Origin of the sequence: Flavobacterium salmonis (genome assembly GCF_903819435.1) — a bacterium.
In the GTDB taxonomy this organism is placed as follows: domain Bacteria; phylum Bacteroidota; class Bacteroidia; order Flavobacteriales; family Flavobacteriaceae; genus Flavobacterium; species Flavobacterium chungangense.
Genome location: NZ_CAIJDP010000084.1, coordinates 91,261 through 111,985, shown reverse-complemented (window position 1 = coordinate 111,985; position 20,725 = coordinate 91,261). Strand labels below are relative to the sequence as shown.

The window sequence follows — 20,725 nt, the reverse complement described above, 5'->3', positions numbered from 1 at the left end:
ATTATGAAAAAAATAAAAATAACACTATCACTATTGTTACTTATAAGTATCAGTAGTTGTGATGAATTCTTATCAGAAACTCCGGATAATAGAACACAAATAGATACACCAGAAAAAATAACTGAATTGCTTGTTAATGCTTATCCAAAAGGTTCTTATATGGAGTTTGCTGAAACGATGTCGGATAATGTTTTTGATAGTGCTGATCCAGGTTTGTTTGAGCCCAATAACACGCAAAATTATAATTGGGAAATGAATGAGGCAGTGGATACAGATACTCAGGCAAATTATTGGGATGCTTGTTATAATGCCATCGCACATGCAAATAAAGCCTTACAGGCTATTGAAGAATTAGGCAGTCCGGCTAGCCTTAATCCACAAAAAGGGGAGGCATTATTGGCAAGGGCGTATGCACATTTTATGTTGGTTACTTTTTGGGCTAATCGTTATAATCCGGCTACTGCTGATACAGATTTAGGAATTCCATATGTAACAGAACCCGAAGATGTACTGATTAAAAAGTATAAAAGAAATTCTATGGCAGAAGTTTTTTCATATCTGGAGCAAGATATTGAAGAAGGTTTAAAATATGTGACAAATGAATATAAACAACCTAAATTTCATTTTAATGTAGAAGCAGCGAAAGCTTTTGCATCCCGTTTTTACTTAATTAAAGGAAATTGGGCCAAAGTCGTTTCGCTTTCAGATCAATTAGCAGCTAACCCTGATGGAAAGCTGAGAAATTATGAGTCCTATTTAGCATTTGACTTTAATACACGTCTTAGGGTTTATGGTGAAGCAACTGAAGAAACCAATTTATTAGTAACCTCTGCGCAATCCTGGTATAAAAGATCTTTTTACCAAAATAGATTTCAGCTTACAGGAGCCAGACAAGATGAAATTGTAGGGGCTTCGACTAATCTTTTTAATAAAAATTGGCTTTTCGATATTTTATCGTATAATGGCCAGATTACAGTTTTTGTGCCAAAATTTGATGAATATTTTAAATATACGAATCCGAATGCAGGTATTGGAAATGGTTTTGTTTCGCAAGTATTAATAAGCAACAATGAGTTTTATCTAAACAGAATTGAAGCTCTTGTTATGCAAAATAATTTTGCCGAAGCAAATATTGAATTACAATATTACTTATCGACAATCACTGAAGGATTCAATCCTGCAACAGATATTGTAACAAACGAGTTAGTTGTTGATACATATCCTGTAATTCAAAATGAATATACACCGTTTTATAATACTTCAGATGAGCAAAAATCATATATAAAAGCAATTGCGCAGATTCGCAGAGTAGATTTTATTCATGAGGGAATCAGATGGTTTGATATTAAACGTTTTAATTTAGAAGTTAGACATGAAATCTATAATAATCCAACAAATATCTTGACCAAGAATGATAAACGCAGAGCGTTACAAATTCCATTACATGCATCATCAAATGGTGTTGAAAAAAATCCAAGGTAATATAAAATATAAAATATGAAAATCATCAAAAAATATAGAATTGCAATTTTAGCATTAGCTTTTATTGCCTTTAGCGGATGTTCTCATGAAGATTTGCTAAAAGAGAGTCAGTTAGATTTAAGTAACCCTGTTCAAACTGATTTAGATAAATGGATTACAACAGCTTATTTGAATCCTTACAATATGAAGGTTCAGTATAAGTGGAATCAAAATACAGTTGATTTTAATCGTTATTTATATCCACCTCAAGAAGACAAGGTAAAACCGGTACTGGAAATCATTCAAAAAATTTGGTTAGAGAGTTATAAAACCATTGCAGGACCGGATTTTGTTAAAAAAATAGCACCCCGAGAAATTGTATTGGTGGGTGGTGTGAACCTAAATTCAACCGGAACGATTACTTTAGGTTTGGCAGAAGGTGGACAAAGAGTTACACTTTTTGAAACAGATTATGTAGATAAAACAGATAGAGAAAATGTAAAAAGGTTTATTCATACCATACAGCACGAATATATTCATATTTTAAATCAGACTAAGCCTTACGACGAAAAAGCACTGTCTAAAATTACACCTTCCGGATATACGGCAAACTGGTACGCATCTAATGATGCCGTAGCAAATGAAGAAGGCTTTATAACTGCTTATGCAAGATCCAACATTAATGAAGATTTTGCAGAAATGGCCTCTATTATGCTTATTAATTCTAAAGCTGAATATGATGCAATTTTAGCAGGAATTGATAGTGATGAAGCAGTGGCAGCAATTAGAGCTAAGGAAGCTATTGTAGTTAAATATTTCAAGGAAGCCTTTAATCTAGATTTTTATGCTTTAAGAGATGAAGCTGAAAAAAATACCACAGCGGTTGTTAATGGCAATAAAAATTAGTTAAAAAATTAATTTAACAAGAAACATCATGAAAATAAAAAATACATTTAAGTTTCTAATTTTTGCTTTTATTGCAATACAATTAGGTTCTTGTACCAATACAGATGCAGAACAAAAGTTTGATCAGACACCAACTGAAAGATTAAATGCTCAGAAAAAAGAATTGAGTGATTTATTGCTGACATCACAGTATGGCTGGAAAGCAGTATATTTTACAGATAATACGCAATTGGGAGGATTTACTCATTTATTCAAATTCTCTAATGATGGAAAAGTAGAAATGGCTTCTGATTTTGATGAAGATACAGATTCGTATGTAAGTGATTACAGTGTAGAGCTTAGCAGTACGGTAAGTTTATTGTTTTCTACAAAAAACAGAATTCATCTTTTATCGGACTCAAATAATTTTCCAACTGCAGCATTAGAAGGTAAGGGATACAAAGGTGATTTTCAGTTTTTGTATTACGGCCAGGAAAACGGGGATATCATTTTTAAAACCAATAGAAGTTTTCAGGAATTAAGATTCGTAAAAGCAACCGCTGATGACTGGAATAATTTATCTGAGAACATTATTATGGCAGAAAATGTTGTAGGAGGAGATGATCGTCCATTGTTTAGAATGTTAGAAACGAATGATGGTACAACAAAACACCAATTAGATTTTGTTTTTGATGAAGCGCCTCGATTCGCAACAGCAAATTCTGTAGAAACAGGCTACAATATGAGCTATAACATGGGGATTGCTTACACGCCAACAGGAATCACTGTTAGTCCGGCAGTAGTTGTTAAAGGTCAAAACTTAACTAATTTTGCTTATAATGAATCCGATGGAAGTTTTACTGCGACTGGAACTGGCGGAGTGAGCGCAACTATTAAATATACAAATAAGCCACTCATCCTGACAGATGATTATAAGGTATTATTAGATGGAAATCCTTTCAAGGTCTATGGATATATTTCTCCTTTTTTAACAAATGCTCCTACAACATCTACTTTATGTAAGTCTTTGTTAAATGAGATTAATGCAAACTTGCCTGCTAATCAGCAATTAACGAGGGTACAGCTTTATTTTAATGATGGAGGTTATCACTATATTGAATACAGATTCTCAGGAGGAAGACCAACACTTTACCACAATGTGACTACGAGCGAAAATGCTGTAGATAAAACAATAGTGTTAACTCATGATTCATGGCAGACTGCAACAGCATTAATTCCGGCACCAGCCTTATTGAAAAAAATTGATGATGAATTAACAAATTCTAAAGGTTTATATGTTAAAAGAGAAAATTTTAAAATTACTTACAGCAATGTTATTTGGACATTTACCAGTGCTAATAGTAATTTTAGAATTACTACATATGCATTAAATTAAAAATATAGTTTAATTTTTATATAGGAAAAGCAGTTCATTTTGGACTGCTTTTTTGATTTGTATCAGATTTAGGAAGATTTGTTTTTTTATGATATTAAAATGTTATTGTAATTGTTATTTTTTTAAAAAAAGGAATTTTTCTATATTTGACGAGTCGTTTTTAGCCCTGACAGAAGCGGTATCCTTTTTTAGCCGCTTTTTTGCGGATAATAAAGATATAGCGGATAGCAGGATTAGCTACAAATAATTATAAAATTAATTTTTAATATGAAATTACTAGAAGGAAAAGTAGCCATCATTACAGGCGCAAGCCGTGGAATAGGTAGAGGAATTGCCGTAGTTTTTGCTAAACATGGTGCTAATGTAGCTTTTACATACAGCTCATCTGTAGAATCTGCTCAGGCTTTGGAAGCAGAATTGAACGGTTTGGGAATTAAAGCAAAAGGATACCAGTCGAATGCAGCGGATTTTAATGAAGCGCAGACTTTTGTTGATGCTGTTCTGGCAGATTTTGGAACAGTTGATATCTTGATTAACAATGCCGGTATTACAAAAGATAACCTATTGATGCGTATGTCTGAAGCTGATTTTGATCAGGTGATTGATGTCAATTTGAAATCGGTTTTTAATATGACAAAAGCAATTCAGAAAACTTTCTTAAAACAACGTGCAGGTTCTATTGTTAACATTAGTTCTGTAGTTGGAGTTTCAGGAAATGCGGGACAAACGAACTACGCAGCTTCAAAAGCTGGTGCGATTGGTTTTACAAAATCAGTAGCTTTAGAACTGGGTTCGCGTAATATTCGCTGTAACGCAATTGCTCCGGGATTCATTGAAACCGAAATGACGGCAAAATTACCTGAAGATGTAGTAAAAGGATGGAGAGACGGAATTCCGTTGAAACGTGGCGGAACTACTGAAGATGTTGCTAATGCATGTCTTTTCTTAGCATCTGATATGAGTGCTTATGTTACCGGACAAGTGCTTAATGTTTGCGGAGGAATGCTTACTTAGATAATTAAAAAGATTTAAAGATTTAAAAATTAAAAGATTCTTATATTCGTAGCTACTTTGATTTTTCAATCTTCTAATTTTTCAATCTTTAAATTAATTATATGACTACAAACACGATTCTATTAGTATTACTTTCTTTAGTAATAGCTGGTGGATTGTCGTACTTTCAATATTTTTATAAAGCCAAAAGTTATTCGAATGTGAATATGCTTTTGGCTTTTTTGCGTTTTTCAGTCATTTTTGGATTATTGATTTTACTAATTAATCCTGTAATGACTAAGAATTCGCTGGAAGTAACCAAAACCCCTTTGGCAATTGCGGTAGATAATTCGAGTTCTATTACCGCTTTGAAATCTGATAAAAAAGTTACTGAATTGTATCAGAAACTGATTTCGGATCCAGCCCTTCAGGATAAATTTGAAATCCAGTCCTATCAGTTTGATGCCGATTTTAGGCCTTCGGACAACTTTGATTTTAAAGGAAAACAGACCAATCTGGATGAGGTTGCAAAGAATTTAAAAAGCATCAATAAAAACCTGATTTTTCCAACGGTTATAATCACCGACGGAAATCAGACTACAGGAAACGATTACGTATATCGTTTTGATCCTGTCAATAAAGTGTATCCTTTAGTTGTGGGAGATACAACCACTTTTTTTGATTTAAAAATCAATCAGTTAAACGTAAACAAATACGCTTTTCATAAAAATAAATTCCCGGTTGAAGTTTTTCTGCAATATGCAGGTACTAAAGCAGTAAATGCCGATTTTACAATTTCGCAGGGAAATTCTGTTGTAGCAAGAGAGAAAGTTTCTTTTTCTCCCTCTAAAAAAACAGCATCTTTAAATGTATTGTTACCGGCTGATAAAGTTGGGCTGCAAATTTTCAGAGCCAATATTTCATCGAATGTAAAAGAGAAAAACAGTTACAACAATATCAAGAACTTTGCAGTTGAAGTAATCGATCAAAAGTCAACTATTGCGATCGTTTCCACTATAAACCATCCGGACGTCGGAGCTTTGAAACGTTCGATTGAAACAAATGCACAGCGAAAAGTCATTCTGGCAAAACCAAATGAAATTGATAAATTAAACGATGTCTCGGTTTTGGTTTTATATCAGCCAAATGGATCCTTCAAACCTATTTTTGACAACAATAAACTGGCTGGAACAAATAGTTTTATCATTACCGGAAACAATACCGACTTTAATTTCCTAAACCAAAAACAGAATAATCTGGTTTTTAAAATGAGCGGTCAAAGAGAAGATTATTTAAGCGAATTTCAGTCACAGTTTAATTTGTTTGCGATTGAAAATATTGCTTTTGAGAACTTTCCGCCATTACAAAATCTATTTGGGAGTATTTCAACCAGTGGAAATGTATCGGTTTTGCTTTCGTCTAAAATTAGGAATGTTTCGACCAATGCGCCTTTATTGGCTTTCGCCGAAAATCAAGGCAAAAGAACTGCTTTTCTTTTAGGAGAAAACAGCTGGAAATGGCGTTTGCAAAGTCATATTGACAATCAGTCGTTTGAGAAATATGATGTTTTTGTAGACAAGATCATTCAGTATTTGGCAACATCGGCTTCAAAAAAATCATTGGTTGTAACGCACGAAAGTTTTTACAATTCGGGAGAGGCTATTGTAATCAATGCGCAGTATTTCAATAAAAACTATGAGTTTGATGAAAAAGCCAGATTAACCATCACGGTTACAAATGCCAAAACGAAGCAAAGCAAAAATTACGATTTATTAAAGGGAAACAATTCTTTCTCGGTCAACTTAGACGGTCTGGCTGCCGGAAAATATAATTTTACAGTAAAAGAATTAAATTCAAATACTTCGTATGCAAGTCATTTTGAGATTTTGGATTTTGATATCGAAAAGCAATTTGTAAATCCGGATGTTCAAAAACTGAAGCAACTGGCGTTACAAACTAATGGAAAAGCCTTTTTCGAAAATCAGGCAGATGATTTGATTCAGACACTTTTAGAAAATAAGGAATACAAATCAATAGAAAAGAATATCTCAACCAAAACACCAATAATTGACTGGGTTTGGTTGTTGGTTTTACTTGCTGTTTTACTGACAACAGAATGGTTTGTGAGGAAGTATAATGGGATGCTTTAAAAGTCATAAGGCTTAAAAGAAAAATAAATAAATTATGGAGATAAAAAAAATCATTATTTTCTTTAGTCTGTTTTTCATAGCTGTTTTTTCTTTTGTTTATATTAGTGCCAGAAAGAAAAATAGAAATAACTATGAGTTTGTAATTACCCGATTTAATGAAGGCCCAAATAGTATTACTTTTAGCAATAATGATAATGAATTTACTCTTCAAAGATTCTATCCTTATGTAAAAGATATTGAAAAAGAGGATAGTTTAGTAAAAAAGCCCTTTTCAAAAAAGATTTATATTTATAGAAAGAATAAAAAAGATGGTAAATATTTTTTAATGTTTACACTAAATAACTCAGGGACGTTTCCAATAGATTGGCTATGATGAGTCTTAAAAAATCAATAAACAATGGACTTCAGGCTAAAAGTTTTCTACACCGTTGCACTCCGCCTTAATTTTACTAAAGCGGCAACAGAATTGTACATTACCCAGCCAGCAGTTTCAAAACACATTCAGGAACTCGAAGAAACTTATAAAACCAAGCTTTTTGAACGTAACGGTTCTAAAATAGCCTTAACACCGGCAGGAAAAATTCTTTTAGAACATACCAAAAATATCTTCGAAATTTATCGCGACATCGACTTTGACATGAGTTCGTTTCGCAACGAGCGTCAGGGGTTGCTGCGATTAGGTTCAAGTACCACCATTTCACAATATATTATTTCGCCGGTTTTAGCAAGATTTCACCAAAAACAGCAGGAAATTAAAGTCAATCTACTGAACGGAAATACCGAACAGATTGAAAATGCCTTAATTAATAAAGAAATCGAAATTGGAATTGTAGAAGGACAATCTAAAAATCAGTCGATTAAATATGTTCCGTTTATAAAAGACGAACTGGTTTTGGTCTGCAGTACTCAAAATCCTTTTGTGAAGCAAAATGAAATTTCATTGGAGGATTTAAAAGCAATGAAATTTATCACCCGCGAGCGTGGTTCAGGAACACTAGAAGTTATTGAATATGCTTTGAAACAAGTAGGTGTAAAATTATCCAATCTTCAAATCGAAATGCAGTTAGGAAATACAGAAAGTATCAAGTCTTATTTACTAAATTCAGATTGTTTTGCTTTCATGTCAATACACGCAGTAGGCAAGGAGCTTAAAAATAATGAATTGATAGTTTTAGATGTAGAAAATTTAACGATCGAAAGATACTTTTACATCATTACATTACTCGGAAAATCGAATGCTCTATCTGAACTGTTTATTCAGAATATTTCTTCTTACTATAACCTGAAGTTATAGTCGATTGTATTTTACGATTGGTGTTTTCAAAATAAAGGGCAGAACTTTGCAGGGTAAATATCAAGTACCCTATTTTGAAAACACAACAAAATACAGCGTCGCATTTAATAGATGTTAATCTTTTTCTTCAGCAAATTATTTTTGGTGCAGTAATCCTGTTATGTGTGTTTTCAATTATTTCACCGCCAATTGCTTTGCTGTTAGGGGTTTTGATTGTAAATGTTTTTGGAAACCCGTTTTTAGAATTCAATCATAAAGCAATCACTTTTTTATTGCAGTTTTCTGTAGTAGGCTTAGGTTTCGGAATGAACACTTCATCAGCAATTTCAGCTGGTAAAGAAGGTTTTTTGCTGACAGTCCTGTCTATTTTCAGCACATTAATTTTCGGTACACTTTTAGGGAAATGGCTTAAAACCGATAAAAAAACTTCTCACTTAATTTCGTGTGGAACTGCAATCTGTGGCGGAAGTGCCATTGCGGCGATTTCTCCAACAATCAAATCAAATGAAAATCAGACTTCTATTGCATTGGGGGTGATTTTTATTCTGAATTCGGTTGCCCTGTTTGTGTTTCCGTTCATTGGGCATCAGCTTGATTTATCCCAGAAAGATTTTGGATTATGGTGTGCCATTGCCATTCATGACACCAGTTCTGTAGTAGGGGCGGCCAATAAATATGGAGCCCAAGCCTTGCAGATTGCGACTACTGTAAAACTCGCAAGAGCTTTATGGATTATTCCTATTTCGATTTTGACAGCAATTATTTTTAAAAATAAAAACTCAAAAATTAAGATTCCGTATTTTATCGGATTGTTTGTTTTGGCTATGCTTCTAAATTCTTATGTGCCGCAAATAGCCATTTTTACACCAAATGTCGTTGGAATTGCAAAAATCGGTTTAACCATTACTTTGTTTCTAATCGGGGCAACTTTAAATAGTAATGCTTTAAAATCAGTAGGAGTAAAGCCATTATTGCAGGGTGTGTTTCTTTGGATATTTATTGCAGGTTTAGGTTTGATGTCGATTTTATATCTTAAATGATTTTTATTCATTTACTTACTTAAAATTGTTTAAACACATAGAATCATAGTTTTTCATAGCTTAAAAAGGCGTTTCACTAATTTAAAAGACACATAGCGATGTGTTTTAAAGCAAGTGAAACGCCTTCTTACGTTTACAAAATCTATGATTCTATGTGTTTAAATTAAACTTTTAAAGTTAGGGTTTAATGGAGTATTACTTAATATTATAATATTTGACAACAGGTTTACCAACAATAGTGTACCATTTACCATCAAATGAAAAGCGTTTTTCGATTGTGAAATTAAATTGTTTTTTCGTTTTAACCATTTCGCTTAACTCCTTTGGTATTTCTACTTCAAAGTCTTCTTCAGTTCCTTGTGCTTTTTTGTAGAATCCGGTGGTTGTAATGGCAAAATCCCTAAAAAACTTTTTCTTGCCATCATTCACAACTTTGTATGTACTTGACCACTCTGTACTGCCTTCGGCATTATTAGAAAGTCTGTAATCTCCCAGTTCCATCAATGTTTGGTATTTGCCGTTAAAACCTACAATTAGATACAAGTATGCGTTGTAAGGTCCGCCAGCACCTCCGTTGGCATGTATAAGCGAAAAAGCATATTGATCTTCACCAACTTCAACAAGTTTCAAAGCAGGTATATGAGAGAAAGCACCAAAGGCAGCAATTGCTGGTTGATACGACTTCATTTCCCAGACATTTCCATTTTTTGCAAATTTGGCTAATCCTAAAAGTCCTCCGCTAAAGCGCCCGGTTTGTAATCCATCGGCATCATAAACAGAATGATTAAAAACCAACATTTTGAATTGATTTCCTTTTGAATCTGTATAATTAATTATGGTATCAAGTCGTGTTGCAACTCCTTCTTTGTAAGGAAATAATGGATCTTCTTCAACGCCATTAACATCTTTGTAGGTTATGGGGTTGCAGGTATTGCATTTCCAGCTTATAAAAGTGTTGTATGAAGACTTCTTGTATAATCTTCCGGGAAATAACTGCTGCATGGTTTTTATTCCATTCATAGGATCGGATATTTTTAATATTCTTTTAGGATTTAGAATCGTATCACTAACATTTTTTAATTGCACAATATCATCTTGTGCAGAACTAATTGAAATGAATATCAGTGAAAAAAGAATAGAGTGAATTAGGCGCATACAGCAATTTTTAAGTAAAAATAGTATAAAATTATGAAAAAACTTCATCTTGAGTTAAATGTAAATTTATATTATTTAAAAGGTTTTAAAAATCATAAAAATTAAATTAACACAATATTAATTAGTATTTTTTTAAATTATCTTTAAAAGAAATAAATTTGCAGTTCAAATAAAACTTCAAATGAAAAATTTTAAAATGAAACCAAAACTAATTGCTTTTTTTGCCATTGGAATTGGATTTTTGACCTTATCCTGGGGAATTGTGGGACATGAACGCATCAATAAAGCTGCTGTAATGGCACTGCCTCAACAATTACAAGTCTTTTTTTATAATCATATTGATTTTATTACACAGGAAGCTTCTGTTCCGGATATTCGTAAATATGCCTTAAAGTATAAAGATGAAAACCCAAGACATTATGTTGATCTTGAGAACTTTAAAGTGCCAATTGACAGTTTACCTAAAACACTGGACGAAGCAACTAAAAAGTACGATACAAAATTCCTGAACGACAACGGAATTTTACCTTGGTACATTGAAGACATGATGACCAAATTAACCAAAGCTTTCAAAGAAAAAAACAGAGCCGAAATCTTATTTCTTGCTGCAGATTTAGGTCATTACATCGGAGATGCGCACATGCCATTACATACTTCTGCCAATCATGATGGTCAGTTAACGGATCAAAAAGGAATCCATTCACTTTGGGAAAGCAGGCTGCCTGAGCTGTTCGTTAAAAATTATAAATTAAATGTTCCTGAAGCGCAGTATTATGATGATGTTCACAAAGCAACCTGGGACATGATCAGAGATACACACAACTTGGTTGAGCCACTATTGGCAGTTGACAAAAAGTTAAGAACTTCAACTCCAGAAAACCAGATTTTTGTTGTAGATGCTGAAGGCAAAATTGTAAAGAGCAAATACAATTCGGCTAAATTCTCAGACGAATATGCTGCCAAATTGCACACGGAATTAAACGGAATGGTGGAAAGCCAGATGAAAAAGGCCATCACAGCAACAGCCAGTTTTTGGTACACAGCGTGGGTAAATGCAGGAAAACCGGATTTAAACGACTTAGATTCAAAGGAACTTACAAAACGTAACAGCAAAGCTTTAAAGCAGGATTTGAAGTTATTTCAGAAAGGAAATCTTTTCGGAATGCAGAATCAAAATGATTAAGAATTTTATCATAATTCAATAAAACAGAAAGCCTGTGAAGTTCTATTTCACAGGCTTTCTGTTTTTAATTAAGACTCGGTGATCCCGGAATTTTAATATTTCTTTTATGCTTTTTTATAATCAATAAGTAAAAAGTAATTCCACCCAAAACAATCAACAAAGCAATTTCCAGCTGTCCAAGGGTGTTATTTCCACTATGTATTGCATTGGCACTCGCCAGTTTCGCTTTACCTTCTTTTACCTGAATTTCAGAAAGCTGATTCAGCGTGTTTAAAGCCTTGTCGCATAGAGGCACAATATGATTCCAGTTTTTATTTTGCACATCTTTATTAATTGCGGAACAGGAAGCCAGAAAATTATCAAAATGAATTTTTTCCTTCGGGGTAAGAACCGTTTTAAAGTACAAATCATCAATTGTACGTATTATTTTCAAGGCATTTTTTATTTCGTCATTTTTCGTTATATCATTTAAATTCTCTTTCTGTGCTTCCGCTTTTATATAGTGGAGCTCATTTGCATATTGAAAGATATAATAAGCCACAACGAGTCTGTCATTATAAATAGTGTTGATATTTTCGTTGATATTTTTAGAATTTCGCAGTGTATTAAAGTTACTTAATACAATAATCAGCATTACAATCAGTAAAATAAAAGCGGCTTTTGCCTTGTTGCTGTATTTCTTTAAAACGTTCTTCATTATAAATAATGATAATGATTAATGTGTAGCTGTTATCTAAAAAGATACATAAAGATAAGGTTTTAGAATACAGTAATTTAGAATATATAAGACATTTTTTTTAAGCAGATGTTCCTGCTGTTCGTTGTATTTTTTGCACACTCGTCTCAAAAACCAGTACAAAAAAAGGATGTCACTTTCATAAGAGCTAAATGATTTATTAGACAAATAAAAGTAATACAGTGGGAATCTTGATTGATTAAAAAATTAGCTTAACAACTTCTAAGAATAATTTAATAATATCTTAAGGGAGCTTCCATAAGCCTATTTATTGATATAAATATATTTGTGTCATGAAAATTACTATACAGAAAACAGCTTTAGCCTTTCTATTATTAACTATTAGCCAAATATCTTTTTGCCAAAAAACCGGAATGATAAAAGGAACAATTTCAGATGAAAAAATACCCTTAGGTTATGTTGATGTCATTTTGAAAAATTTAAATGATTCAACACAAGTGGTAAATCATAAAGTAACTGATAGCTTAGGAAATTTTATGATGGAATCAATTGTTGCCGGGAATTATGGATTGCAGTTTAACTTAATTGGTTATAAAACAGTTTGTCAAAAAGTAATGATTTCTGAATCCAATAATTTTGTATCATTAGGTACTATTGTTTTACATAGTGACACAAATTTATTGAATAGTGTTGTGGTTACATCTCAAAAAAAACTTATTCAAAAAACAGCCGTGGGGTTTGTTTTTAACGCAGCCTCTAATATTTCTCAAACTGGCGGAACAGCAATTGATATGCTGAAAAGCATTCCAACTATAGTTGTAGATGCAGATGGAGCAATTTCTATGAGAGGAAAAATGCCTCTGATCCTGATTAATGGGAAAAATTCGACTATTACAAATATGGATCAAATTGCGGCAACAAGTATTGAAAGCATTGAAGTAATTAATAACCCTACTGCAAAATATGATGCCAATGCTGAAAGCGGTGTCATTAATATTAAGCTTAAAAAAAACAATCAAAGCGGTATTAACGGTGCTGTAGCTCTGGGGGGTGGTTTTGGAGCTAAAGGCAGATTTAATAGTTCGGCAATTTTGAATCATAAAACTGATAAATGGAATTTTGGTTTGAGCTATGATAATCGTTTTGCAGGTAGAACTAAAGAAATAAAAGGAAGCAGGACCAATTATTTTATTGAAGATGAACATAATATTGAACAAAACAGGAATGATAAGCGAACGGAACAGTTACAGAACCTAAAATTCAATATTGATTTCTCACCCAACGAAAAAAATAATTTTTCTTTTGAGGCTATAGGGAATATGGAAGGTCAGAATAATGATGAGACGTTAAAGACTTTGATGAAAAGAGAAAATAACAACTTTTTTTCAAATAATACCAGACATTCTCTGGAACTCGAACGATCAAAAGTGGCAGAATTTGCACTTAATTATGATCGAAAATTTTCAGATGAAAGAAAAAGTCTTACTGCCAGTATCACTTCATCCCTTAACAGAGATCACGAAAATACAGCTATTGATACTTATAATTATAATGAAAGTAAGGATCAGACAGGTGATGTTTTTTTACAAAGAACACACAATTATGAAAACGGAAATGTGTCAAATGTTATTTTCGATTATTCTTTCCCGGTTTTTGAAAAATCAATTATTGAAACGGGATACAAAGGAACTTTCCGGTTTTTTAATTCTGATTTTGAAAGTGCAGATAATAGCAATGGCGAATATATTGTTAATCCGGCATCGAGCAATATTTTTAAATTTCATGAACAAATAAATGCTGTTTATGGAATGTTTAATTCTGTTATTGGCAATGCTGAAGTTTCACAATGGAAATATAACTTAGGCATTCGCGCAGAACAGGCTTCAAATGATGGAAAAATACAAAAGAATAGTAATAGTTTTTCAAATAATTATCTAAAATTGTTTCCATCAGCATCCTTACAGTATAATTTGAAAACGGATGAATTTATTAAATTCGCCTATAGCAAGCGTATTAATCGCCCTCAATTAGGTCAGCTTAATCCATTCGTAGATATTACTGATGCGTTGAATCCTCATACTGGAAATCCCTTTCTTAAACCTGAAATAATCAATATCGCAGAGGCAAATTATGATAAAGAATGGTCTAAATATTCTTTTTCTATGAATGCTTTTTATAGAAATGCAACAAATACAATCAAGCAGTATTCAGAACTTCAGGATGATGGTTCTGTATTATTATCGCCAAAGAATTTTGGAAAAACAATTACTTATGGATTAGAATCTATTTTTAGTCTTAAGACAGATGGCTTTTATGATGCAAATATTAGTTTAACAGCTTTTCAACAAAATATTGACGGATCAAATGTAGCAGAGGATCTGGCAAGCAAGGCCTTTAACTGGTATGGAAAAATCATAAATAATTTTGTACCGTGGTCAGGAGGGAAAATTCAAATAATTGGAAATTATAATTCAGCACTGGCAACTCCACAAGGAGAAAGAATTGCTCTTTATAATGTTGATATGGGTTTTCAGCAAAAACTGGGTTCCGGAAATGCACGTTTAGGCTTAGTTGTCACTGATATTTTTAATACGTTAAAAAGCGGTTATATAAATAATACTTACAATTTTACAAATAGCAGAACTTCAAAATCAGATACGCGTGCTTTGATGCTTACGTTTGCTTATACTTTTAAATCGGCATTCAGGGAAAAATTATTAGAAAATCAGTTTACCCCTGAGTATTGATTTACGGGTATAATTCAACATAGGTGTTAGGCGAGTCATTTGGCTTCGCTTAGGATTTAGTTGAAGGTTTTTTACTTTGAAAGGGCTTCGACTCCGTTCAGCCTGACAAATGTCATTACTAAATATCTCTTTAAATCAAGTGTCATCCTGAACGGAGTCGAAGGTTTGTCAATTGGAACAGGTTTAGACTAAGTTTATTCTGAGTGAAGCCTGAATGGACTCAGCTGATATCTTATAAATATGAATTGTTTCAGTTTAAACCTAAAATACCTTTACAAAAGACAACCCATATTGATGACCGTTATAGAAAGGCATAATCATAGATGTTGAGTTAGTTTCAGAAGAAGATTTAAATATCTTTTTTGTTATATATGGATTCATCCAATAAGCCAGTTTGGTACTCAAAATACCAATTCCGGCTCCGGCAGCTACATCGGTTAACCAGTGGCGATTGTTATAAATCCTGAAAAGGCCTGTTCCTGTTGCTACTGCATAACCTACAATTCCATACCAAATCGATTTATCTTTGTATTCCTGCCATAAAAATTCGGCCCCGGCAAAAGCGGTTGCGGTATGCCCTGATGGGAAAGAGTTATTAGAACTTCCGTCGGGGCGCTCTTCTTTTACAATTGATTTTAAACTCAAGACCGTTGTCGCCATTATCACATATGATGTAACAAATATAACTGAGCGATCTCTGAAATTATTTTTACCTTTTACACCAAAAGCATTTAGCGCATAAACAGAAGCTGCAGGAGTATATCGAGAGAAGTCATCAATGGTGACTTTTTGATCAATATCTTCGGTCACCTCTTTTTTAATTTGCGAATTGAAACTCAGCAATTGGTCGCTTTCAAGACCAATTACACCATAACCAATTAACGCACCCGGAATGATTAATTGTTTATAATTGAATTTTAAATGATGGTTAGCGGTAGTGTCAATTTTTGCAATGCTGTCTGTTTGCTGTGCATTTGCATCTGGAACACTCAATAAAAATACAAGGAAAATAGTTTTATAAAACATCTTTTTTATTAGTTATGAAAAAATAAAAGCGATTATTATTTTTACGGATTATAATTCATTAAATAGAAGTTTTATTTCTGATATTTTTTTTGTTTCAGCATATCGGAAGCTGTTTGATAAAATGAAATTGTTTCATTTACCAAATCAGTTCTTTCTGTTTTTAATGGCTTTTCATCATAATAAATTTGATATTCCGGAGCAATACCTTTTTTCTGATTCAAATGCAATTCAAATTGTCTTACTCGTTGTTTAGGCGATAAAATAGTTAAAACATTGTCTTTTATGAATCCTAAATCCTGATAGGTAGCAATAAATGCCCTTGGTTTATAATCTGATTTTAAAACATCCTGACCAAAAAACTTGCTTTGATAATCGAAATGCAATAATCCGAAAAGCGTTGGCATAAGATCAATTTGCGACATTAGCTTTGTACATTTTTCAGGTTTGATTCCCGGAGTGTAAATAAAAGCCGGAATTCTGTATTTATCCATTGGTAATTCCGTTTTCCCTGCGCTTGATGCACAATGATCTGCAACAATTACAAAAACAGTATTGGTAAACCAGGATTGTTTGCTGGCCATTTCAAAGAATTTTCTTAGCGAATAATCAGTATATTTTACCCCTCCGTCACGTGATTTTATATCGCCGGGAATATCAATCTTATTATTAGGATAAGTAAAAGGCCTGTGATTGCTCACTGTCATGATATGGTTAAAAAAAGGTTTATTTTCTTTAGCTTCAGCACTCATAACCTTTATAGCTTTATTGTACATATCTTCATCACATACACCCCAAACATTAGAAAATGTGATTTCCCCGGATGTAAAGCTTGATTTGTCAACAATTTCATATCCATTTCCTGAATAAAAATCCTGCATATTATCAAAAAAAGCATCGCCGCCATACATGAATTTTACATTATATCCTTTTTGTTTAAAAATAGCACCGGTTGAGAATTTATTCTTATTGTCTTCTCTTTTTACCACGCTCTCACCAGCAGTTGGAGGAAGGCATAAAGTTACGGCCTCAAGTCCGCGTACAGTTCGGTTTCCTGCAGCATATAAATTGGTAAACTGCAGGCTTTTTTGTGCTAAACTATCCAAAAAGGGAGTTATGTTCTTTTCGTTGCCATACATTTTCATGAATTCGGCGCTGTAACTTTCAATAGTAATGAGAACTACATTTTTATGATTTTCTGCAGAATCACTTTCTATTTTTCGGATAGTAGTTTCTCCTGAAATAGCTGGAAACTGCTGTTTTAAAATTGCAAAAGCTTTTGTATTTGGCATCGTTTTGTAAAACTTGAAATAATCCAGATCACTGTTTTTAAATGCTAAGTAAAATTTGTATAACCCGTTAGACTGTAATTCATTAACGAAAATATTTCTGGAATTTTCTGTTTTAGCCAGAGTTGGAATTACAAATAAGGAAACTAAGAACAAAACGATATAAAGTACCGAAATTTTTATTTTCTGGCTGAAGGACGGAATCTCATCAATATAAATTCTTGACTTTTTCAGAATAAAATAAGTAACAATACCGGTTATCAAAAACACCCCCGAAAATATTGGAACAACAGGATAAGACTGCATAATGTTTCCGATAACTTCATTGGTGTAAATCAGATAATTTACAGCGATGAAGTTGTATTTTACACCAAATTCATTCCAGAAGAAATATTCACTTATTCCGTTTTGGAGAATCAATAAAACATAAAGGAAGATAACAAAGGCAAACAGCCAAAACCTGATTTTGTTTCTCAATTTTGGAACAAATAATAGTACGACAAATAAAGCAGTTTTGATTCCGATGAAAATAAGTGCAATCCTGGGTAATCCACCTCCGTACTCGTCTAAAATACTTTTACCTGAAGCAACATATAAAAATAAAATGATAAAAGCACCCAGAATAATATATCCGGACGGTTTATTATATTTGGAATTTGAGATAAATATTAAATAAAGCCATAAAAAAACACTGGCAATTACAAAGACAAAAAAATCAGATAATAATCCTAAACCAAAGATTTTAAGGCTTTCAGTAAAACTGAATGAGCTCTGTGTTATGGGATGTAAAAGCAAAACAATCCGCAGTATGAAACTGACAATAAAATAGAATAAAGCAAGATTGTAAAATGGGGAAAGTTTCTTGTAAAATATCATGTATTTTTTTTGTAAAATTAATTTCGATTGATTAATTCCAGATTAAGAAAAACTATTTCCTTCCTTAGTGCAGTCTTAAAGTTTACTTAAGATGACTGCATTTTTTTATTGTGATGTTTTTGAACATTTATACCATATAATTTTTTTTATCTTTGATAAAAATCAATTATAAATATATAAATAAAATCTTAATAAAAAAAATGAAATGCATATTTTAATAGTTGAAGATGAGCTGGGTATTGTTCAGTTTTTGAAACAGGGTCTGGAGGAAGAAGGATATGAGATAACTACCGCCAGTGATGGTTTAATAGGTTTTGAATTGATTCAAAACCAGCAGTTTGATTTGATTTTGTTAGACTGGATGCTGCCTAAAATTAGTGGTTTAGATTTATGTAAATCCATCAGAATTAAAAATCGTAATACCCCAATTATTTTTTTGACAGCAAAAGATACAGTTCAGGAAACTATAGAAGGTCTAAAAGCAGGAGCTAATGATTATATCAAAAAACCGTTTAGTTTTGAAGAATTAGTAGAACGTATAAAAGTTCATTTCAGAGTTCAAAAAGATTCAGAAATATTGACTTTAGGAACTATTAAAATTGATTTATCGAAGTATACGGTTTTAAAAAACGATGATGAAATTTCACTTACACAAAGAGAATTTGAATTGTTGGTTTATTTGATTAAAAATAAAGGAAAAGTATGTACCCGAAACCAGATTTTAAAAGATGTCTGGGATATAAATTTTGAATATGATACCGGTGTTATTGATGTTTTTATGAACGCCATCCGAAAAAAACTGAAATTAAAAATTGAGGAAGATTACATCAAAACAATCCGCGGTGTTGGATATATAGCAAATGATTAAAGAATGACACAGCTTTCTTTTAAAAATAGAATTGCCTTAAATTACATTATTACAACCGGTTTGTTGATTCTGGTTGTTTTTTTTACGTTATATTATATAGTGAAACATGCTGTTTACAGTCATATTGATACTGGTATTAAGGTTGAGCTTCAGAATCATTTTAACGAAATCAAAGTTGTAAATAATGCTGTAATCCTGGTTGATGAAGAAGAATGGGAGGAACGTGAACATAATACGGTAGATATTAATCCGGTTTTTGTTCAATTTTTAGACTTAGACAAAAAAATCTCTGAAAAATCTCCAAATCTTAAGAATAAAAGACTTGTATTTCATGAAAATATCGAAAATTTTAAAATATTTGATACAAAAATTGGAGCCAATACAATTCGCCAGGTTCAGGCACCCCTGATTGTTCGATCTAAGAAAATAGGGTATTTAATAATAGCAATGTCGTTAAATGATTCAATATTAGTCTTGGATAGATTATTCGATATTATGATAATAGCTTTTCCTATAATTTTATTAGTACTGTTTTTTATTGCACGTTTTTTTGCAGGCAGAAGCATAAAACCTATAAATGCAATTACCAGTATATCAGGAATGATTACAAAAGATAATTTAAAATCAAGGATTCCGTTGCCTAAAAAACATGACGAATTGTACACACTTTCAGAAACCATAAACAGCTTATTAAATCGAATTGAAGATGCGATTGAACGTGAAAAACAGTTTACTTCGGATGCCTCTCATGAACTAAGAACACCGTTAACAGTCATAAAAGGAACTCTCGAAGTACTAATTAGAAAACCACGGGACCATAAGGAGTATGAAGAAAAAATAAATTACTGTATTAATGAAGTAGATCATTTAAATAGATTAGTTGATCAGCTTCTCATGCTGGCCCGTTTCGAGAATCAAAAACAAAATATTTTACGGGAGTCTGTTTATTTGAATGCACTGATTTTGGATGTTATAACCTTAAATTCAGAGAAAATAAACAACAAGAAAATCAATATGAAATTTAATGCTGAAGAAGATTTTTATATCAATTCAGACAATTATCTGGTAGTAACCATTCTTAGAAATATTATTTCGAATGCTGTCAAATATACAAACGAGGGCGGTGAGGTATCTGTTTCTCTTTCTAAACGTACCGGGAAAATAATTTGTAAAATTTCAGATAACGGAATAGGAATCGCCAAGGAAGATTTAGAGACCGTTTTTAATCCTTTTTTTAGATCAAATTCATCGCTACACCCTGAAATTAAAGGAATGGGATTAGGATTGTCTATTGTGAAACGCTTTACGGAATTGCTCCATATTACATTTCAAATGGAAAGTAAAATTAATACCGGAACTGTAGTGGTTTTAGAATTTAACGAAGAAATGAAATAGTATTGTACTTATAAAATCTATTAAAAATAAGGACTAAAGCTTTTTTTTAACAATAAACTACAGTTAAGTTAAAATAAAAATTGCTTTTTTATGAAATTAACCTGTATATTTGCAACCGAATCAAAGAATAAAAACAACCAACAATGTTTATAAATAAATTACATCATCATCATTTTCATAATTGCTCTCAGGCGATGTGTTAATGTATGGATGTAAATCATCATATTTTAAAACCCGTTTGAGTACATCAAACGGGTTTTTTATTACCTATTC

16 protein-coding genes are annotated in these 20,725 nt (G+C 32.4%); 12 read left to right on the top strand and 4 right to left on the bottom strand.

Features of this window, described 5'->3' with window-relative positions; genetic code table 11:
* Window positions 1-3 precede the first annotated feature (3 nt).
* The 8 genes from FLACHUCJ7_RS20355 (at window position 4) to FLACHUCJ7_RS20320 (ending at window position 9,219) form a co-directional block, all read left to right on the top strand.
* Window positions 4-1,482 (top strand): RagB/SusD family nutrient uptake outer membrane protein, encoded by a 1,479-nt coding sequence (locus tag FLACHUCJ7_RS20355; RefSeq protein WP_078229773.1) that lies wholly within the window; start codon window positions 4-6, stop codon window positions 1,480-1,482.
* Between the two features lie 15 nt (window positions 1,483-1,497).
* The gene (locus FLACHUCJ7_RS20350) at window positions 1,498-2,367 is read left to right on the top strand and encodes a zinc-binding metallopeptidase (RefSeq protein ID WP_180910241.1); all 870 of its coding nucleotides are present in this window, start codon (window positions 1,498-1,500) and stop codon (window positions 2,365-2,367) included.
* Window positions 2,368-2,395: 28 nt separating this feature from the next.
* Entirely contained in the window at window positions 2,396-3,742 is a 1,347-nt protein-coding gene (locus FLACHUCJ7_RS20345) for a DUF4302 domain-containing protein (RefSeq protein WP_180910240.1), read from the top strand.
* A 267-nt stretch (window positions 3,743-4,009) separates the two neighbouring features.
* A complete protein-coding gene (fabG, locus tag FLACHUCJ7_RS20340) occupies window positions 4,010-4,756 on the top strand; it encodes a 3-oxoacyl-[acyl-carrier-protein] reductase (protein ID WP_078229775.1) in 747 nt (248 codons plus the stop codon).
* A 101-nt stretch (window positions 4,757-4,857) separates the two neighbouring features.
* Window positions 4,858-6,885: a hypothetical protein gene (locus FLACHUCJ7_RS20335; RefSeq protein ID WP_180910239.1), complete on the top strand. Its 2,028-nt coding sequence runs from the start codon at window positions 4,858-4,860 to the stop codon at window positions 6,883-6,885.
* Window positions 6,886-6,919: 34 nt separating this feature from the next.
* Window positions 6,920-7,258: a hypothetical protein gene (locus FLACHUCJ7_RS20330; RefSeq protein WP_180910238.1), complete on the top strand. Its 339-nt coding sequence runs from the start codon at window positions 6,920-6,922 to the stop codon at window positions 7,256-7,258.
* A 24-nt stretch (window positions 7,259-7,282) separates the two neighbouring features.
* The gene (locus FLACHUCJ7_RS20325; RefSeq protein WP_180910237.1) at window positions 7,283-8,179 is read left to right on the top strand and encodes a LysR family transcriptional regulator; all 897 of its coding nucleotides are present in this window, start codon (window positions 7,283-7,285) and stop codon (window positions 8,177-8,179) included.
* Window positions 8,180-8,253: 74 nt separating this feature from the next.
* The gene (locus FLACHUCJ7_RS20320) at window positions 8,254-9,219 is read left to right on the top strand and encodes a YeiH family protein (protein ID WP_078229778.1); all 966 of its coding nucleotides are present in this window, start codon (window positions 8,254-8,256) and stop codon (window positions 9,217-9,219) included.
* 195 nt (window positions 9,220-9,414) lie between these two features.
* Here the strand turns inward: FLACHUCJ7_RS20320 and FLACHUCJ7_RS20315 are convergent, their stop codons facing one another.
* The gene (locus tag FLACHUCJ7_RS20315) at window positions 9,415-10,374 is read right to left on the bottom strand and encodes a hypothetical protein (RefSeq protein ID WP_180910236.1); all 960 of its coding nucleotides are present in this window, start codon (window positions 10,372-10,374) and stop codon (window positions 9,415-9,417) included.
* 181 nt (window positions 10,375-10,555) lie between these two features.
* Between FLACHUCJ7_RS20315 and FLACHUCJ7_RS20310 the strand changes: the two genes are divergently transcribed.
* The gene (locus FLACHUCJ7_RS20310; RefSeq protein ID WP_180910235.1) at window positions 10,556-11,557 is read left to right on the top strand and encodes a zinc dependent phospholipase C family protein; all 1,002 of its coding nucleotides are present in this window, start codon (window positions 10,556-10,558) and stop codon (window positions 11,555-11,557) included.
* Between the two features lie 64 nt (window positions 11,558-11,621).
* On the opposite strand, the gene FLACHUCJ7_RS20305 is transcribed toward FLACHUCJ7_RS20310, so the two are convergent.
* Window positions 11,622-12,254, bottom strand: a complete 633-nt coding sequence (locus tag FLACHUCJ7_RS20305) for an MCP four helix bundle domain-containing protein (protein ID WP_180910234.1) — start codon at window positions 12,252-12,254, stop codon at window positions 11,622-11,624.
* A gap of 332 nt (window positions 12,255-12,586) precedes the next feature.
* Between FLACHUCJ7_RS20305 and FLACHUCJ7_RS20300 the strand changes: the two genes are divergently transcribed.
* The gene (locus FLACHUCJ7_RS20300; RefSeq protein ID WP_180910233.1) at window positions 12,587-15,001 is read left to right on the top strand and encodes a TonB-dependent receptor domain-containing protein; all 2,415 of its coding nucleotides are present in this window, start codon (window positions 12,587-12,589) and stop codon (window positions 14,999-15,001) included.
* 261 nt (window positions 15,002-15,262) lie between these two features.
* On the opposite strand, the gene FLACHUCJ7_RS20295 is transcribed toward FLACHUCJ7_RS20300, so the two are convergent.
* Both FLACHUCJ7_RS20295 and FLACHUCJ7_RS20290 read right to left on the bottom strand, forming a co-directional pair.
* Window positions 15,263-16,027: a phosphatase PAP2 family protein gene (locus tag FLACHUCJ7_RS20295; RefSeq protein ID WP_180910232.1), complete on the bottom strand. Its 765-nt coding sequence runs from the start codon at window positions 16,025-16,027 to the stop codon at window positions 15,263-15,265.
* 71 nt (window positions 16,028-16,098) lie between these two features.
* The gene (locus FLACHUCJ7_RS20290; protein ID WP_180910231.1) at window positions 16,099-18,189 is read right to left on the bottom strand and encodes an LTA synthase family protein; all 2,091 of its coding nucleotides are present in this window, start codon (window positions 18,187-18,189) and stop codon (window positions 16,099-16,101) included.
* 205 nt (window positions 18,190-18,394) lie between these two features.
* Here FLACHUCJ7_RS20290 and FLACHUCJ7_RS20285 point away from each other — a divergent pair, with 205 nt between their 5' ends.
* A complete protein-coding gene (locus FLACHUCJ7_RS20285; RefSeq protein WP_180910230.1) occupies window positions 18,395-19,057 on the top strand; it encodes a response regulator transcription factor in 663 nt (220 codons plus the stop codon).
* Window positions 19,058-19,060: 3 nt separating this feature from the next.
* Window positions 19,061-20,452 carry a HAMP domain-containing sensor histidine kinase gene (locus FLACHUCJ7_RS20280; RefSeq protein WP_180910229.1) on the top strand — a complete coding sequence of 464 codons (1,392 nt, stop codon included), beginning with the start codon at window positions 19,061-19,063 and terminating at the stop codon, window positions 20,450-20,452.
* Window positions 20,453-20,725 lie beyond the last annotated feature (273 nt).

Bases quoted from the DNA above. Each gene is read 5' to 3' on its own strand.
- FLACHUCJ7_RS20355 (WP_078229773.1), top strand. From the start codon at position 4: ATGAAAAAAATAAAAATAACACTATCACTATTGTTACTTATAAGTATC.
- FLACHUCJ7_RS20350 (WP_180910241.1), top strand. From the start codon at position 1,498: ATGAAAATCATCAAAAAATATAGAATTGCAATTTTAGCATTAGCTTTT.
- FLACHUCJ7_RS20345 (WP_180910240.1), top strand. From the start codon at position 2,396: ATGAAAATAAAAAATACATTTAAGTTTCTAATTTTTGCTTTTATTGCA.
- fabG (WP_078229775.1), top strand. From the start codon at position 4,010: ATGAAATTACTAGAAGGAAAAGTAGCCATCATTACAGGCGCAAGCCGT.
- FLACHUCJ7_RS20335 (WP_180910239.1), top strand. From the start codon at position 4,858: ATGACTACAAACACGATTCTATTAGTATTACTTTCTTTAGTAATAGCT.
- FLACHUCJ7_RS20330 (WP_180910238.1), top strand. From the start codon at position 6,920: ATGGAGATAAAAAAAATCATTATTTTCTTTAGTCTGTTTTTCATAGCT.
- FLACHUCJ7_RS20325 (WP_180910237.1), top strand. From the start codon at position 7,283: ATGGACTTCAGGCTAAAAGTTTTCTACACCGTTGCACTCCGCCTTAAT.
- FLACHUCJ7_RS20315 (WP_180910236.1), bottom strand. From the start codon at position 10,374: ATGCGCCTAATTCACTCTATTCTTTTTTCACTGATATTCATTTCAATT.
- FLACHUCJ7_RS20310 (WP_180910235.1), top strand. From the start codon at position 10,556: ATGAAAAATTTTAAAATGAAACCAAAACTAATTGCTTTTTTTGCCATT.
- FLACHUCJ7_RS20305 (WP_180910234.1), bottom strand. From the start codon at position 12,254: ATGAAGAACGTTTTAAAGAAATACAGCAACAAGGCAAAAGCCGCTTTT.
- FLACHUCJ7_RS20300 (WP_180910233.1), top strand. From the start codon at position 12,587: ATGAAAATTACTATACAGAAAACAGCTTTAGCCTTTCTATTATTAACT.
- FLACHUCJ7_RS20295 (WP_180910232.1), bottom strand. From the start codon at position 16,027: ATGTTTTATAAAACTATTTTCCTTGTATTTTTATTGAGTGTTCCAGAT.
- FLACHUCJ7_RS20290 (WP_180910231.1), bottom strand. From the start codon at position 18,189: ATGATATTTTACAAGAAACTTTCCCCATTTTACAATCTTGCTTTATTC.
- FLACHUCJ7_RS20285 (WP_180910230.1), top strand. From the start codon at position 18,395: ATGCATATTTTAATAGTTGAAGATGAGCTGGGTATTGTTCAGTTTTTG.
- FLACHUCJ7_RS20280 (WP_180910229.1), top strand. From the start codon at position 19,061: ATGACACAGCTTTCTTTTAAAAATAGAATTGCCTTAAATTACATTATT.